This window comes from Amycolatopsis sp. PS_44_ISF1 (assembly GCF_032335455.1).
In the GTDB taxonomy this organism is placed as follows: Bacteria; Actinomycetota; Actinomycetes; order Mycobacteriales; family Pseudonocardiaceae; genus Amycolatopsis.
The window spans coordinates 2,144,510-2,160,305 of the sequence record NZ_JANUXO010000002.1 but is presented as its reverse complement, the minus strand read 5'-3'; the positions used below and the strand labels follow the sequence as shown (position 1 = coordinate 2,160,305).

Genomic DNA, 15,796 nt, shown 5'->3' with positions numbered 1-15,796 from the left:
CGATCATTGCCCCGGCAGGGGCCGTAATGTGGCCCAGAACACCTCTCGGTGGGAAGGCGATCGACGTGGCTGATCTCAAGAAAGGCGCGCGGATCACCGGCAACACGCGCGACAAGCTGGCCGCTGACCTGAAGAAGAAATACGAGAAGGGCTCGAGCATCCGGGCCCTCGCGGAGTCCACCGGGCGGTCCTACGGGTTCGTCCACCGGGTTCTCTCGGAGTCCGGGGTCCAGCTGCGGGGGCGGGGCGGGGCGACCCGGGTCAAGAAGAAGTAGCGCCGGGGCCGCTGCGCGGGGGGCGCAGTCCCGCTCGCTCGGCGGCGCGGAAGGTCAGCGCCGCTCCGAGCAGCACCAAGGGGTAGACCAGATAGCCGTAGCGGGTGGCCGGGGTGAGCAGGATCAGGGCGCCGAGACCGACGGCGATCCGCACCAGCGCGGCGGATCCGGTCGCGGGGGGCCGGCGCCCCAGCCACACCAGCACGGCCACCGCCGCCGCACCGACCAGCACCAGCGAGACCACGGTGCCCGCGGGCCCGGTCTCCGCGATCAGGTGACCCGGCAGCGGGCTCGCCGCGGGGGAGTGCACCACCCCCATCCCGAGCGGGAACCGGATCACGTGTTCGAGGAAGGCCTGGGGGCCGGCCAGGTAGACGGGCAGGTGCAGCACCACCGTCGTGGTGACCAAAGTGGTCACGAAGCGGACCGGATCAGCGTGGCCCCGCCCGGTTTCGCCGCGCCCGCGGCACCAGAGGTGGACCAGCAGCACGGCCGCGGCCGGGGCCGCGATCAGCTTCGCGCTGATCACCAGCGCCAGCACCAGGCCCGACCAGCCGGCCCGGCCGGTCGCGGCGAGCGCGCAGGCGAGCACCAGCAACCCCACGATGGCCAGGTCCGGCCCGGCGACCGACCACGTCAGCGCGGTCAGCGGGCAGGCGAGAGCCAGCTGGGCCGCGAGAACCGGGATCCGGGGCCAGTTCAGCAGCCGCAGCGAGGCGAGCACGCACAGGCAGGCGGCGAGCGCGAACATCCAGCGCGCGTCGGTGAGCGCGTCGGTCACCGGGTTCCCGCCGAACAACGCGCGCGGCAGGCCGAAGACGGTCATCACCGGGCCGTAGGGCGTGTAATCGTTTACTTCGGGCGGGCGGCCGAGCGCGGTCACGTCGACGTACGGGGTGCCGTGCCGCAGCAGCAGCCCGGCGCTGCGCTCGATCACCCACACCTCGGGCTGCGCGGCCCAGGAGCCGGGCGTGATCAGCCAGTCCACTCCGGTCAGCCGGCGAATCACCAGAACCGCCAGCGGGACGATCATCGCCAACAGCCCGATCGCGGCCGGTCCGAGCCAGCGCGAGCCGAGCCGTCCCCGCGGCTCGCGCCCGGCCCGCGCGCAGAGCAGCAGCCCGGCGCTGTGCGCGGCGGCGAGCCCGTAGCCGGCGCTGGCGAACGCGCCCCAGATCCGGTAGCCGTAGAACTCCGAGGCGAACGCGCTGGCGAAGGCGAAGGCGAAGCAGCCGAGGTAGAACCCCAGGTCCCAGCCGAGCAGCCGGGTTCGGCGGGTCGCGGACGGGCGGCCCGGCGCCATGAGCAGCTGCACCCTGCCTCCCCTTCGCGTCGGCGTATCGTCCTCCGTCGCGTCAGGTTACCGAGGGTGTCGTGACGCCCTCGGGGCCGGATCGGGAAGAACCCGGAGCGCGCCGGTGTTGTCCGCTTCACATCCGCGCACAAGCTAAAGTAATGTCGAAGTTTTCATCCCGGGCCGCACCACCGGTCCGGGCTGGGAGACGGGGGACACCTGATGGACAACAGCTGGTTGCTGCTGAGCTCGGCGATGCGTTCGGCCGAGGCGCCCAGGGCGCTGACCCGCGGCACGGTCCGGCGCGTCGCCCGCTTCGCCCGCCCGCACTGGGTGCGGCTGCTGGTCTTCCTGGTGCTGACGGTGGTTTCGGCCGTGCTCGCGGTGACCACGCCGGTGCTGGCCGGCAAGGTGGTCGACTCGATCGTCGGCGGTCACGACCTGTCGGTGGTGCTCTGGCTGGCCGGGGTGATCGCCCTGCTGGCGGTGGCCGACGCGGGGCTGGGCCTGGCCGAGCGGTGGCAGTCCGCGCGCATCGGCGAGGGCATCATCCTCGACCTGCGCGTGGCCGTGTTCGAGCACGTGCAGAAGCTGCCGATCGCGTTCTTCACCCGCACCCGCACCGGCGCACTGGTCAGCCGGCTCAACAACGACGTGATCGGCGCGCAGCGGACGTTCACCGCCACGCTGTCCGGGCTGGTCACCAACGTGATCCAGCTGGTGCTCTCGCTGGCCGTGATGGTGACGCTGTCCTGGCAGGTGACGGTGGGCGCGCTGGTGCTGCTGCCGGTGTTCGTGCTGCCGGCGCGCCGTCTCGGCCGCCGGATGGCCGGGCTGCAGCGCGAGGCGGCGCAGCTCAACGCGGGCATGACCACGCAGATGACCGAGCGCTTCTCCGCGCCCGGCGCCACCTTGGTCAAGCTGTTCGGCCACCCGCGCCAGGAGGTGGCCGACTTCGCCGCGCGCGCCGGGCGGGTGCGGGACATCGGCGTGCGCACGGCGATGCTGACCCGCTGGTTCATGACCAGCCTGACCCTGGTTTCCGCGCTGGCCCAGGCCCTGGTCTACGGCCTCGGCGGGTACCTCGCGCTGACCGGCCGGCTCCAGCCGGGCACGGTGGTGGCACTGGCGCTGCTGCTGACCCGCCTCTACGCCCCGCTGACCGCCCTGGCCAACGTCCGGGTCGACGTGATGACGGCGATGGTGTCGTTCGAGCGGGTCTTCGAGGTGCTGGACCTGGACCCGATGATCAAGGAGCCGGTGCAGCCCCAGGCCCTGCCGGACGGGGGCGGGGTGGTCGGCGCCGGGCGTGATGCGTCTGTTGTGGATGGTGCCCGTGTGGGTGAATCCGAGTCCGCGAACGACCGCGGCGAAACCAGCGGAACCGGCGCCGCGAAGGGTGCAGACGGCACCGACGACGGCGGCACCGACGACACTGGGGGCACTGGCGACACCGACGGCACTGGGGGCACCGGGGACACCGGCGAAGCCAGCGGCACCGGCGGCGTGGACGGCATCGGCAGTACCAGGAGCACCGGCGGCACCGTTAGTACCAGAGACGCCGACGGAACCAGCGGCAGTACCAGGGACACCGGCGGCACCGGCAGTACCAAGGACATCAGGGACACCGGGGGCACCGGCGGTACCAGGGGCACCGGCGGCACTCGCGGCACCGGAGAAACCGGCGGGACCGGGCTGGGTCACGGTGCCGAGCCAGGTGACGGTGCCCGTCGCGGGGGTGCGGCCCGGGGTGGGGTCTCGGTGGAGTTCGACGACGTGCGGTTCGGTTATCCCGCGGCGGATCGGTTCTCCCTCGCCTCGTTGGAGGATGTGGCCACTTTGGACAGCCGCGGCGGCGAGGAAGTGCTGCACGGCATCAGTTTCCGGGCCGAACCGGGGCAGATGGTCGCGCTGGTCGGCTCGTCCGGGGCGGGGAAGTCGACCATCGCGTCGTTGCTGCCGCGGCTCTACGACGTCGACGCGGGTGCGGTCCGGTTGTCCGGAGTGGACGTGCGCGATCTGGACTTCGCCACCCTGCGCGCGACCGTCGGCGTGGTGACGCAGGACGGGCACCTGTTCCACGACACCATCCGCGCCAACCTGGCCTACGCGCGTCCGGGGGTGACCGACGACGAGATCCGGGCGGCGCTGGAGCAGGCGCGGCTCGGTGAGCTGGTGCGCTCGCTGCCCGACGGCCTCGGCACCACCGTCGGCGAGCGCGGGTACCGCCTCTCCGGCGGGGAGCGCCAGCGGCTCACCATCGCCCGGCTGCTGCTGGCCCAGCCCCGGGTCGTGGTGCTGGACGAGGCCACGGCCCACCTGGACTCCGAGTCCGAGGCCGCGGTCGGCGAGGCCCTGACCGGCGCGCTGGAGGGGCGGACCTCGCTGGTCATCGCGCACCGGCTGTCCACCGTGCGCGCGGCCGACCTGATCCTGGTCCTCGAGCACGGCACCGTGGTCGAGCAGGGCACGCACGAACAACTGCTGGCGCGGGAAGGCCGGTACGCCGAACTGCACCACACCCAGTTCGACGAGGAGCCCGCCGTGGTCTAGGCCCGCCCGCGGCGCACCGGTGCCCGCCCGGGGCGCCCACGGTCGGGTCAGGGGCCTCGGGCGGGGCCGTCCGGGCTACCGCAGCGCGGGTACTCGCGGGCCGTACTTGGCCAGCAGGGCGGCGTTGGCCTCGTCCCCGCCTTCCACGTTGGAGCTGCGCCACAGCGGCACGTCCAGGCCCTCGGCCGTGCCGCGGTCGAAGACCCGGGTCAGCACCAGGTTCCACAGGAACGCGTTGACCACTGTGGACAGCGGAGCGGTGCGGGGGGCGGCGGCCGGGTGGCTGGCGTCGCCGGGGACGACCAGCGAGTCGAGGACCACGGTGCCCTCCTCGGCCAGCGTGGTGGCGGACCGGCGCGGGGCGGCGGCCACGCAGAGCCGCGAGGTCACCGCGAGGACCGACGCGCCGCGGCGGCGGGCGCCGGCGGCCAGCTCCACCGGGTACGGGTTGACCCCGGAGGTGGAGAACACCACCAGCAGGTCGTCCGGGCCGGGCGCGCGCCCGGCGAGCACCTCTTCGGCCAGGCCGGTGCGGCGCTCGGTCTGCGTGCTGTGCTGCGCTCCGTGCAGCGGCAGCAGCTCCGGGTGGTAGAGCGGGTACACGCAGGCCAGTCCGCCCGCGCGGTAGAACGTCTCGGCCACCGCGGCCAGCGAGTGCCCGGCGCCCGCGGTGAACACCAGCGCGTCGCTGCGGATCACCCCCAGCACCAGTTCGGCCGCCGCGGCCAGCGGCCCGGCGTTGGCCTCCTCCGCCGCCGCGAGCTTGTCCGCCGTGCTCTTCCAGTTCTCCGTGGTGCTCACCACACCTGCCCTTCGTCGGGGGTCCGGCCGCCGAATCTAGCGGGTGGCCACAGTTCGTGGTGGATTAGCGTGTCGGCAGGGGCAGGAGCGGCACCGGTGACTGGGAGGCGGCACGTGGACGAGGCAGAACCCGTCGTTTCGGTGCATCGCGCGCGCGGGCGGACCCGCGCGGTGGCCCTGGTGCTGCACGGCGGGGCCGAGGTCGGCACCGCCCCGGTGCCCCCGTGGAAGCTGGCCTACCTGCGCATGGTGCCGCTGGCCCGCGCGCTGCACCGGGCCGGCGCCCGGTACGGCCTGGAGGTGCGGCTGCTGCGCAACCGGCGCTACGGCTGGAACGGCGGGGCCGAGGACCCGGTGCCGGACGCGCGCTGGGCGCTGGAGCGGATCCACGCCGAGCACCCGGGCCTGCCGGTGGTGCTGGTCGGGCACTCGATGGGCGGGCGGGTCGCGCTGCGCGTGGCCGACGACCCGGCCGTGGCCGGGGTCTGCGCGCTCGCGCCGTGGACCGAGGCGGGCGAGCCGGTGGCCGGGGTCGCCGGGCGCTCGCTGCTGATCGTGCACGGCACGCGCGACCGGATGACCTCCGCCCGGCTCTCCTACGCTTTCGCCGAGCGGGCCCGCTCGGTCGCGGCCCGGGTCGCCCGGTTCGAGATCGGCGGTGAGGGGCACGCGATGCTCCGCCGTCCAGCGGTCTGGACCAGGTTGGTGTGTGCTTTCACACTGGAGGTGATCGGGGCCGGGGAGAAGGACGAAACTCTTCTCCGGGCCTGGACCCGTCCTGCGGGCGAGCGGTTGCGAATCTCCGTGTGAGGCGAGCCGGGCGACCGGCACGGGGCGCACGCTTCGCGAGCCGGGAATATCATCAGCATGGGCCGCACAGCCCGTCCGGAGGGAGTGTCTTGTCCACCTCGAGTGTCGACCGCGCGGCGGGACTGTCCCCGCAGCCGATCCCGCAGCAGATCCCCGACGAATCCCGGTGGCCGGGACTGGCCACCCCGCCGCACTCGCCCCTGCGCGCCCGGACCGCGGAGGTGCTCTTCCGCCGGGCGGTGAAGTCGCTGGACCTGCGGGTCACCTTCCCCGACGGCACCACGCTCGGCGCGGGCGGCCCGGACGCGCCGGAGATGCGCGTGCGCCGCCCCGACGCGTTCTTCCACCGCCTCGGCGCCGACGCGAAGATCGGCTTCGGCGAGGCGTACATGGTGGGCGACTGGACCGCCGAAGACCTGCCCGGCGTGCTGACCCCGTTCGCGGAAAAGCTGGCCACGGTCATCCCGCCGTTCCTGCAGCGGTTCCGCCGGTTCGTCGAGCGGGTCCAGCCCGAGGCCGAGGTGAACACGGTCGAGGGCTCGCGGGAGAACATCCACCGGCACTACGACCTGTCCAACGACCTGTTCAGCACCTTCCTGGACGAGTCGATGATGTACTCCTCGGCCCTGTTCGGCCCCGGCGACACCTTCACCCAGGCCCAGCACCGCAAGCTCGACAGCGTGCTGGACTACGCCGGGGTCGGCGCGGGCAGCTCGGTGCTGGAGATCGGCACCGGCTGGGGCGAGCTGGCCATCCGCGCCGCCTCCCGGGGGGCGAAGGTCACCTCGCTGACGCTGTCGAAGGAGCAGAAGATCCTGGCCGACGCGCGCATCGCCGAAGCCGGCTACAGCGACCGCGTCGACGTGCAGCTGTGCGACTACCGCGAGGCCCAGGGCGAATACGACTCCGTGGTCAGCGTCGAGATGATCGAGGCCGTGGGCGTCTCCTACTGGCCGACCTTCTTCGCCACGATCGGCCAGCGGCTGCGCCCGGGCGGCCGGTTCGGCCTGCAGGCGATCACCATGGACCACGACCGGATGATGGCCGCGGCCCGCTCGTACACCTGGATCCACAAGTACGTCTTCCCCGGCGGCATCATCCCCTCGGTCGCGGCGATCGAGCAGGGCATGGCCGGCAACACCCGGCTCAAGCTGGCCGGCATGCGGGAGTTCGGCCAGGACTACGCCCGCACGCTGAAGCTGTGGCGCGAGCGGTTCCTGGCCCGCTGGACCGAGATCAGGGGCTTCGGCTTCGACGAGGTGTTCGCCCGGATGTGGGAGTTCTACCTGGCCTACTCCGAGGCCGGGTTCCGCGCCGGGCACCTCAAGGTTCACCAGTTCGGGTTCGCCGACCCGCGTTGACCCCGCGCTGACCCGGGTACGGCCCTCCGGCACAACCGGCCCAGGGTGCCGCACGTCCTCATACTGAGGGCATGCGGTTCACTGGGCCGCACGAAGGGCACGGTTTGCCGGATTCGGGGAACGGGTGATGGACCGATGACGTACGGCGGTGACGGCGGCGGCCGGTGGCGGGAGCCGTCCCGGGGACCCCAGGCCCCCGGGAACCCGCGGCAGCACCAGCGCGCGCAGATGATGCCGCTTCCCGGCGGGGTCGCCGAGCACGAGCAGCGGACCCGGCCGATGGGCACCCGGGCCGAGCCCCCGGCCGGCCCGCCCCCGCCCCCCGCCCCGGCCGGCGCCAGGCCCCGCCCGGGCCCCCGCCCGGCGCCCCGGCCCCGAGACCGCGCCGTCGCCGCCGGTGGGGCCTGGGCAAGATCCTGATGACGCTGGTGCTGATCTTCGTGCTGTTCCTCGGCGGGGTCTGGGCCTACCTGGAGTTCTCCATCACCCGGGTGGACGCGCTGGCCGACTACGACGGCCGTCCCGCGGCCGCGTCCGGCACCAACTGGCTGGTGGTCGGCTCCGACAGCCGCGCCGGGCTCTCGGCCGCGGAGGAGGAGAACCTGGCCACCGGCGACGCCGACGAGGCCGGCGGGCAGCGCACCGACACCATCATGGTCGCGCACATCCCGGACAACTCCACCAAGCCGACCCTGCTGTCGCTGCCGCGCGACTCCCAGGTGAAGATCCCCGGCCACGGCACCAGCAAGATCAACGCGGCGTTCGCCCTCGGCGGCCCGGCCCTGCTGGTGAAGACCGTGGAAGGGGTCACCGGGCTGCGCATCGACCACTACGCGGAGATCGGCTTCGGCGGCTTCGCGACCATCGTGGACGGGATCGGCGGCGTCGACATGTGCGTCGACCAGGACATGAACGACTCGATGACCGGCATCGACATCAAGGCCGGCTGCCAGTCGCTGGACGGGCGCTCGGCGCTCGGCTTCGTCCGGATGCGGCACAGCAGCGCGACCCCGCGCTCGGACCTCGACCGGGTGGCCAACCAGCGCAAGTTCATCGGTGCGCTGGTCGGCCAGATCGCGAGCCCGGGCACGCTGCTCAACCCGTTCCACTTCTTCCCGCTGCTGTCCGCGGCGCCCGACGCGCTGACCATGGACTCGGGCGACCACGTGCACAACCTGGCCGGGCTGGCGATGGCGATGCGCGGCATCTCCTCCGACGGGGTGCTCACCGGCACCGTCCCGGTCACCGACGGCTCGGCCGAGCACTGGGACAAGACCAAGTCGGCCCAGTTGTTCGACGCGCTCAAGAACGACACCGAGGTGCCGGACGGCGTCCTGGTCAAGTGACGCCGGGGCGCCCGCCGGGAAAAAGCGGGCGCCCCCGCCGCGGCCGGGATGTCACGATGGGGCCGTGGAGACGCCGCGGGAGACCCTGACCGGGACCGGGATCGAGCTGGTGCGCTGGCGCCCGTACCGGCTCGACGAGCTGGTGGCGGCCGTGCAGGAGTCGCAGGCGCACCTCGGCGCGTGGCTGCCTTGGGCCACGGGCGGTTACGAGCGGGCCGACGGGGCCGAGTTCCTGACCCGCGTGGCCGGGCAGTGGGACGCGGGCGGTGCGTACGAGTACGCCCTGCTCGCCCCGGACGGCACTCTGCTGGGTAGCTGCGGCCTGGTCTGCTGCGTGCCGGGCGGCCGCGCCGAAATCGGCTACTGGCTGGGCCTGTCCCACACCGGCCGGGGCCTGATGACGTCGGCGGCCTCGCTCCTGGTCGCCGAGGCGTTCCGCGCGGGGGCGGAGTACGTCGAGATCCGGCACGACGAGCGGAACACCCGCAGCGGCGCGGTGGCGGAGCGGCTGGGGTTCACCCCGGACCGCCAGGAGCGGACGGACGGGCCGATCGCGCCGTCCTGCTCCGGGATCAGCCTCGTGTGGCGGAAGGACCGGCCCTGAACCGCTCGGGCGCGGGGGCGGACGGGTCATCCCCGTCCGCCCCCGCGCCCGAGCCGGGACCGGCGGTGCGGGTCAGGCGGCGGCCTTGCGGTCGCGCAGCAGCTTGAGCGCGCGGTCGGCGTGGGTGGTGAAGTTCAGCTCGCTCTTGATCACGTCCAGCACCCGGCGGTCGGTGTCGATCACGAAGGTCTGGCGCTTGGTGTGCAGCGGGATCAGCTTGCGCCACACGCCGAACTGCTTGGCCACGCCACCATCCACATCGGACAGCAGCGGGTAGTCGAAGCTGTTCGCGGCGGAGAACGCGCGCTGCTTCTCGACCGCGTCCGGGCTGATGCCCACGCGCTGGGCGCCCACCTCGGCGAACTCGGCCGCCAGATCGCGGAAGTGGCAGCTCTCCGCGGTGCAGCCGCCGGTCATCGCCGCCGGGTAGAAGAACAGCACGACCGGGCCGTCGGACAGGAAGTCCGACAGGGTGCGCTCCACCCCCTGGTCGTCGGCCAGCGTGAAGTCGGGGGCCAGGTCGCCGGTCTCCATCGGGATGGGTCCTTTCGGTCGGTACCGCGGGGGAAGATCCTCCCAGGGGCTTCGGAGCCGCGGCCCACCCGGATGGCCCACCCGGCCGGGGCCGTGCCCGCCCGCTCGGCTCAGCCGTCCCCGGTGTGGCGGGCGATCAGCGCGGTCACGTCGTCGCCGGAGACGAAGGCGCCGCGGGCGACGTGCACGCCCAGCTCGCGCAGGCGGTGCGCGTGCTCGGCCGTGTGCACGCCTTCGGCGCCGACCTGCAGCCGCAGCTCGGCCGCGCGGGCGAGCAACTGGGCGAGGTGCCGCGAGTCGGCCTCGGACGGGTCCCCGGCCAGCGCGTCGACCACCGGCCCGGCCAGGATCACCAGCCGCACCGGCAGTGCGTGGCGCGGGATCAGCTCCAGGTCGGCCGAGCCGGAGACGGTCAGCACGAGCTGGGCGCCGAGGTCGGCGAGCACGGTGAACGAGTCGAGCACCTCGCCGTCCTCGTCGAACATCGAATCGCGGTCGGTGCACAGGTGCAGCACCCGCGGCGGCAGGTCGTGCCGGTCGAGCTGCTCCTTGACCAGCAGGACCAGGTCGGGGTCGGTGGCCAGCCGCTTCGGCAGCCGGATGCACACGTCCGGGGTCGCGTCGCCGAACTGCTCGTGCCAGCTCGCGTACGCGGACAGCGACGCGGCGAGCAGCCACTTGCCCAGCGGCATCGTCATGCCGGTGATCTGCGCCAGCGGGTAGAACCCGGCCGAGTCCAGCACACCCTCGTCCGGGTGGTTCCAGCGCAGGCCGGCGTTCACCGCGGCGATCCGGCCGGGGTCGTCCAGCAGCACGGTCGGCTGGTAGACCAGCGAGAACTCACCGTTCTCCAGCGCGCCGGCGATCACCGCGCCGAGCTGGTAACGGCTGCGGTCGCGGGCGTCGCGCTGCGGGTCGAACAGCATCCACTGGGCCTTGCCCGCCTCCTTGGCCCGGTGCAGCGCCAGCTCGGCCGCGCGCCGCATTTCGACGTGGCCGCTGCCGTCGGCGGGGCGCACGACGATGCCGACGCTCGCGCTCACGCCGATCCCGTGCCCGTCCAGGTAGACCGGTTCGTGCAACTCGTCGAGCGCCTGGTCGACGAGCTGGATCACCGGCGGCGGGGCCAGGTCCGGCCCGCGCAGCAGCACCCCGAAGCCGTCGCCGGACAGCCGCGCGACGTAACCCTCGTGGTGGCCGGTGAAGATCCGCGAGAGCTTGCCCGCGACCTCCCTCAGCACCTCGTCGCCGATCCCGGCGCCGAGACCGTCGTTGATCACCTTGAACCCGTCGATGTCCAGGTAGACCAGCCCGACCTGGTCGGGCCCGGACGAGCCCAGCGCGGCCTCCAGCCGGGTGGTGAACGCCTGCGCGTTCGGCAGTCCGGTGAGCGGGTCGTGCAGGTTCTGGTGCCGCAGCCGCTCGCCCAGCAGGTGCAGGTCGTCGGTGTCGGCGGCCAGCATGACCGGGTAGCGGGAGTCGATCCCGTCGCCGGGCAGCCAGGCCAGGGTGACGTTGGTGCTCAGGCGGCCGTCCTGGCTGTGCGCGAGGTGCACGCCGCGTTCGGTGATCTCTTCGGTGCCGTCGGTGCTGTCGGTGGCCAGCCGTTCGAGCCCGCCGCGGATCCGGTCGGCGTCGTGGGGGGTGGCCGCCAGTCCGGACAGGTGCCGCCCGCGCAGCCGGGCCGGCGGCGAGCCTACCAGCTTGCCGAGCGCCGGGTTGGCTTCGACGATGTCGCCGCCGGTGTCGGCCAGTGCGATCGCGATCGGCGAGACGGTGAACAGCGTGGTGAAGCGCCGGAGGACGCCCTCGTAGGCCGAGTCCGTGTTCCGCAGGACTTCGCGGGCGAATTCGAGCAGCAACCGCTCCCGGTTCTCCCGGGGGAGGGTTACTCCTTTGGTGTCGGCCAGCAGCGCCGCGTACCGGCGCGCGAGCTCGGACACCCCTGGCCGGTCACCAGGCTCAGGCACTCTTCACCCCTTCAGACACGGACTAACACCAGCTCAGCCGTGGTGCGAGCACTCTTGGACCCACACTGAGTATGAGTCGTCCACGAGTGATGCCACGGCACCACGCGCGCAACGGGGTGTCTACCGGCTGAACGAGTGATGGACTCCGCACGAAAGGTGACGGCTGGTCACCTTGAGTGCGCGAACGTGTCGCCCGATGCCGACCGGCCCCGGCCCGCGCCCTCTCGTCGTCGAGTGGAAGCCGTCAATGATATTCCAGGCGCACCGGCAGTCCGTCAGCGGGCACCGGGGCGCGGGCGATCGCGATGCCGGCCCGATCGGAGCTGACGACCGCGCGCCCTCGCGCAGCGCTGGGCCCACTCGGGCGGCACGGCCGGTAGGTCGCGAACGCGTGAAGGCCGGCCGCGCGGTAGGGCGGTGATCGGGTGGTTCGGCTCGTGCGGGCCGGGGACGGTCCCGGCCGTCGCCGGCCCGCACGAGCCCGGACCGGCTAGGCCAGCTCGGCGCGGACCAGCCGGGCCGCGGCGACCAGGTTCCGCAGCGCGGGGTCGATTTCGGCGTAACCCCGGGTCTTGAGCCCGCAGTCCGGGTTCACCCACAGGCGACCGGCGGGCACGGCGGTGACGGCCGTGCGCAGCAGGCCGGCGACCTCCTCGACGCCCGGCACGCGCGGCGAGTGGATGTCGTAGACCCCGGGACCGACGCCGCGGGCGAAGCCGGCTCCGGAGAGGTCTTCGAGCACCTCCATCTTGGAGCGCGCCGCCTCGATGCTGGTGACGTCGGCGTCGAGCGCGTCGATCGCGGGCAGCACCTCGCCGAACTCCGAGTAGCACATGTGCGTGTGGACCTGGGTGGAGTCGGCCGCGCCGGACGTCGCGACGCGGAACGCGCGGACGGCCCACGCGAAGTACGCCTCGTGCCCGGCCGCGCGCAGCGGCAGCAGCTCCCGCAGCGCCGGCTCGTCGACCTGGACCACCCGCACGCCCGCGGCCTCCAGATCGGCCACCTCGTCGCGGATCGCCAGCGCGACCTGCAGCGCGGTGTCGGCCGGCGGCTGGTCGTCGCGGACGAAGGACCAGGCCAGGATGGTCACCGGGCCGGTCAGCATGCCCTTCACCGGCTTTTCGCTCAGCCGCTGGGCGTGCCGGGCCCACGGCACGGTCATCGGCGCCGGCCGGGAGACGTCGCCGAACAGGATCGGCGGGCGGACGCAGCGGGAACCGTAGGACTGCACCCAGCCGAAGTCGGTGGCGGCGAAGCCGTCGAGCTGCTCGGCGAAGTACTGCACCATGTCGTTGCGCTCGGGCTCGCCGTGCACCAGCACGTCGAGGCCCAGCTCCTCCTGCAGCCGGACCACGCGCTCGATCTCGGCGTGCATCCCGGCCACGTACCCGGCCTGGTCCAGCTCGCCCGAGCGCAGCGCCGCGCGGGCCTTGCGGACCTCGGTGGTCTGCGGGAACGAGCCGATCGTGGTGGTCGGCAGCGGCGGCAGGCCCAGTTCGGCCTGCTGCGCCGCCGCGCGCTGCTCGTACGGCGGGCGCGTGGCGTCCTCCGGGCGCAGGGCGGCGAGCCGCTGCCGCACCGCCGGGTCGGTCACCTCCGTGGCCGCGGCCCGGTCCGCCACCGCCGCGCGGGCCGCGCCGAGGTCGGCGCCCTCGCCGTCTTCGCGGCCCTCCGCCCGCAGCGCCCGGCCGAGCAGCACGACTTCGTCCACCTTCTGCCGCGCGAAGGCGAGCCAGCCCTTCACCCGCGGGTCGAGGCTCGTCTCGCGCTCCACGTCGTAGGGCACGTGCAGCAGCGAACAGGAGGTCGAGACGCTGACGGCCGCGGCGGTGCCGAGCAGCTTGCGCGCCTTCTCCAGCGCGCGGTCCGGGTCGGTGCGCCACACGTTGCGGCCGTCGACCACCCCGGCGAGCACCTCCTTGTCCCGCAGCGCGCCCTCGGCCGCAACGGTGTCCACAAAGGACTCGTCGGTGACCAGGTCGACGGCCAGCGCCTCGATCGGCGAACGGGCCAGCACGCCCAGCCCGCGGCCCAGGCCGCCGAAGTACCCGGCGACCAGCAGCTTCGGCCGGTCCTCGGCCTTGGCCAGCACGTGGTACGCGCGGGTCAGCGCGTTGAGCTCGGGGGTGCGGCGATCGCCGGCGAAGGCCGGCTCGTCGAACTGGACCCACTCCACGCCCTCGTCGTGCAGCCGGCGCAGCAGTTCGGCGTAGGCCGGGAGCAGTTCGTCGAGCAGCTCCAGCGGCTCGAAGCCCGGCGTGGTCGCCTTGGCCAGCAGCAGGAAGGTGACCGGGCCCACCAGCACCGGGCGCGTTTCGATACCGAGCGCACGGGCCTCGCGGTACTCGTCGAGCGGTTTGCTGCCGGTGAGGGTGAACTTCGTGTCCGGGCCCAGCTCGGGGACCAGGTAGTGGTAGTTGGTGTCGAACCACTTCGTCATTTCGAGCGCGGGCGCGTCCTGCACGCCGCGTGCCGCCGCGAAGTAGGTGTCGAGCGGTGAAAGACCCAGACCGGTGAAGCGCTCGGGCAGCGCGCCGAACAGCTCGGCGGTGTCGAGCACCTGGTCGTAGTGGGAGAAGGTGTTGGACGGGATCGAGTCCAGGCCGGCTTCGCGCTGCCCGGTCCAGGCCCGGGTGCGCAACCCGCGGCCGGTGGCCAGCAGTTCCGCGGCGTCGATCCGGCCCGCCCAGTACCGCTCCAGTGCCCGTTTGAGCTCCCGGTCCGGCCCGATGCGCGGGCTGCCCAGGACGGTGGTGCCGATGGTGTTCACAGCTCTCTCCTCGCGAGCTCGCCGAACGAGTCCGGGCACGCGAAGGGGCCGCGTTTCGCGTCGCGCCTGCTCCCACGAGGCCCGGACTCACGCACGCCGTCGGCGCGCGTGCCACGGGCAGGTCTTCGGACTCGTGGGCGCCGTGCGCACGCCTACTCGCCGTCGCTTCCCAGGCTCGCGCCCAGTGCTTCACCACTTCTCGTGGTGACGGCTTTCGTTCCCACTCACCGCTGCGGGGGCAGTCCCGGATTCACACCGGGTTCCCTGTTGCCTCGACCGGGGTGCGGCCGCGAAAACAGCTCGGCCACGCCCTGGGCGAACCAGTGGCGTGGCCGAGCCTAGCGCTCGGGGCCGGGCGTGGCACAAATCCCGCCCGAATCCCGGATGGCGGGATCAGTCCCAGTCGAGGGCGCCGCCCGACTGGTACTCGATCACGCGGGTCTCGAAGAAGTTCTTCTCCTTCTTCAGGTCCATCGCCTCCGACATCCAGGGGAACGGGTTCTCCGTCTCCCCGAAGATGGGCGCGAGGCCGATCTGCTGCGCGCGCCGGTCGGTGATGAAGTGCATGTACTGCTCGCACAACTGCGCCGACAGGCCGAGCATGCCGCGGGGCATGGTGTCGCGGGCGTAGGCGACCTCCAGCTCACACGCCTCCTTCAGCATCCCGCGCACCTCGGCCTGGAACTGCTCGGTCCACAGGTGCGGGTTCTCGATCTTGATCTGGTTGATGCAGTCGATGCCGAAGTTCAGGTGGATCGACTCGTCGCGCAGGATGTACTGGTACTGCTCGGCGATGCCGACCATCTTGTTCCGCCGGCCGAGCGAGAGGATCTGCGCGAAGCCGGTGTAGAACCACATGCCCTCGAAGATCACGTAGAACGCCACCAGGTCGCGCAGGAACGCGGTGTCGGCCTCGGGCGTGCCGGTCTCGAAGTCCGGGTCCTCCAGGTGCTGGGTGTACTTCAGCGCCCAGGCGTCCTTGTCCGAAATGGACGGAACCTCGCGGTACATGTTGAACAGCTCGCCCTCGACCAGGCCGAGGCTTTCGCAGATGTACTGGAAGGTGTGCGTGTGCACGGCCTCCTCGAACGCCTGGCGCAGCAGGTACTGGCGGCACTCCGGGTTGGTGATCTGCCGGTAGACCGCGAGCACGATGTTGTTGGCCACCAGCGACTCCGCCGTGGCGAAGAAGCCGAGGTTGCGCTTGAGCATCTGCCGCTCATCCTCGGTGAGGCCGTCGGCCGACTTCCACAGCGCGATGTCGGCCTGCATGGCGACCTCGGTCGGCATCCAGTGGTTGTTGCAGCCGGCGAGGTACTTCTCCCACGCCCAGCGGTACTTCATCGGCAGCAGCTGGTTGACGTCGGCGCGGGCGTTGATCATCCGCTTGTCGTCGACGCTGATCCGCTCGGCGCCGACCTCGATCTCGCCGAGGCCGGTGACTCCGGGGGTCTCCACGTTGGTCATGTTCTCGG

At 72.6% G+C, this 15,796-nt stretch carries 12 protein-coding genes and 1 riboswitch; of the genes, 6 read left to right on the top strand and 6 right to left on the bottom strand.

What is annotated here, in order from left to right; translation table 11 throughout:
* Positions 1 to 65: 65 nt before the first annotated feature.
* Complete coding sequence (locus tag NYF13_RS23815; RefSeq protein ID WP_003071237.1) at positions 66 to 275, top strand: helix-turn-helix domain-containing protein; 210 nt, start codon at positions 66 to 68, stop codon at positions 273 to 275.
* On the opposite strand, the gene NYF13_RS23810 is transcribed toward NYF13_RS23815, so the two are convergent.
* Positions 262 to 1,578 (bottom strand): glycosyltransferase 87 family protein, encoded by a 1,317-nt coding sequence (locus tag NYF13_RS23810; RefSeq protein ID WP_315660402.1) that lies wholly within the window; start codon positions 1,576 to 1,578, stop codon positions 262 to 264. The genes NYF13_RS23815 and NYF13_RS23810 overlap by 14 nt on opposite strands.
* A gap of 213 nt (positions 1,579 to 1,791) precedes the next feature.
* Here NYF13_RS23810 and NYF13_RS23805 point away from each other — a divergent pair, with 213 nt between their 5' ends.
* Entirely contained in the window at positions 1,792 to 4,122 is a 2,331-nt protein-coding gene (locus NYF13_RS23805) for an ABC transporter ATP-binding protein (RefSeq protein WP_315659775.1), read from the top strand.
* A 75-nt stretch (positions 4,123 to 4,197) separates the two neighbouring features.
* Here the strand turns inward: NYF13_RS23805 and NYF13_RS23800 are convergent, their stop codons facing one another.
* Positions 4,198 to 4,926, bottom strand: a complete 729-nt coding sequence (locus tag NYF13_RS23800; RefSeq protein WP_315659773.1) for a sugar isomerase domain-containing protein — start codon at positions 4,924 to 4,926, stop codon at positions 4,198 to 4,200.
* Between the two features lie 111 nt (positions 4,927 to 5,037).
* On the opposite strand from NYF13_RS23800, the gene NYF13_RS23795 reads away from it, so the two are divergent.
* From NYF13_RS23795 to NYF13_RS23780, 4 genes are all read left to right on the top strand, one after another.
* A complete protein-coding gene (locus NYF13_RS23795) occupies positions 5,038 to 5,733 on the top strand; it encodes an alpha/beta fold hydrolase (protein ID WP_315659772.1) in 696 nt (231 codons plus the stop codon).
* A gap of 89 nt (positions 5,734 to 5,822) precedes the next feature.
* Complete coding sequence (locus NYF13_RS23790) at positions 5,823 to 7,094, top strand: cyclopropane-fatty-acyl-phospholipid synthase family protein (RefSeq protein ID WP_315659771.1); 1,272 nt, start codon at positions 5,823 to 5,825, stop codon at positions 7,092 to 7,094.
* A 419-nt stretch (positions 7,095 to 7,513) separates the two neighbouring features.
* Positions 7,514 to 8,440 carry an LCP family protein gene (locus NYF13_RS23785; protein ID WP_396287630.1) on the top strand — a complete coding sequence of 309 codons (927 nt, stop codon included), beginning with the start codon at positions 7,514 to 7,516 and terminating at the stop codon, positions 8,438 to 8,440.
* A 64-nt stretch (positions 8,441 to 8,504) separates the two neighbouring features.
* Positions 8,505 to 9,044 (top strand): GNAT family N-acetyltransferase, encoded by a 540-nt coding sequence (locus NYF13_RS23780; protein ID WP_315659770.1) that lies wholly within the window; start codon positions 8,505 to 8,507, stop codon positions 9,042 to 9,044.
* Between the two features lie 72 nt (positions 9,045 to 9,116).
* Here the strand turns inward: NYF13_RS23780 and NYF13_RS23775 are convergent, their stop codons facing one another.
* The 4 genes from NYF13_RS23775 to NYF13_RS23760 form a co-directional block, all read right to left on the bottom strand.
* Positions 9,117 to 9,578 (bottom strand): peroxiredoxin, encoded by a 462-nt coding sequence (locus NYF13_RS23775; protein WP_315659769.1) that lies wholly within the window; start codon positions 9,576 to 9,578, stop codon positions 9,117 to 9,119.
* Between the two features lie 110 nt (positions 9,579 to 9,688).
* The gene (locus NYF13_RS23770; protein ID WP_315659767.1) at positions 9,689 to 11,521 is read right to left on the bottom strand and encodes a diguanylate cyclase domain-containing protein; all 1,833 of its coding nucleotides are present in this window, start codon (positions 11,519 to 11,521) and stop codon (positions 9,689 to 9,691) included.
* A 517-nt stretch (positions 11,522 to 12,038) separates the two neighbouring features.
* Positions 12,039 to 14,321 carry a 5-methyltetrahydropteroyltriglutamate--homocysteine S-methyltransferase gene (metE, locus tag NYF13_RS23765; RefSeq protein ID WP_315659766.1) on the bottom strand — a complete coding sequence of 761 codons (2,283 nt, stop codon included), beginning with the start codon at positions 14,319 to 14,321 and terminating at the stop codon, positions 12,039 to 12,041.
* A 119-nt stretch (positions 14,322 to 14,440) separates the two neighbouring features.
* A riboswitch (cobalamin riboswitch) is annotated at positions 14,441 to 14,590 on the bottom strand.
* Between the two features lie 124 nt (positions 14,591 to 14,714).
* Positions 14,715 to 15,788: a ribonucleotide-diphosphate reductase subunit beta gene (locus NYF13_RS23760; RefSeq protein ID WP_315659765.1), complete on the bottom strand. Its 1,074-nt coding sequence runs from the start codon at positions 15,786 to 15,788 to the stop codon at positions 14,715 to 14,717.
* Positions 15,789 to 15,796: the final 8 nt, after the last annotated feature.

Excerpts from the sequence above, each read along its gene's own strand:
- NYF13_RS23785 (WP_396287630.1), top strand. The coding sequence starts at position 7,514 with ATGACGCTGGTGCTGATCTTCGTGCTGTTCCTCGGCGGGGTCTGGGCC.
- NYF13_RS23805 (WP_315659775.1), top strand. The coding sequence starts at position 1,792 with ATGGACAACAGCTGGTTGCTGCTGAGCTCGGCGATGCGTTCGGCCGAG.
- NYF13_RS23760 (WP_315659765.1), bottom strand. The coding sequence starts at position 15,788 with ATGACCAACGTGGAGACCCCCGGAGTCACCGGCCTCGGCGAGATCGAG.
- NYF13_RS23810 (WP_315660402.1), bottom strand. The coding sequence starts at position 1,578 with ATGGCGCCGGGCCGCCCGTCCGCGACCCGCCGAACCCGGCTGCTCGGC.
- NYF13_RS23775 (WP_315659769.1), bottom strand. The coding sequence starts at position 9,578 with ATGGAGACCGGCGACCTGGCCCCCGACTTCACGCTGGCCGACGACCAG.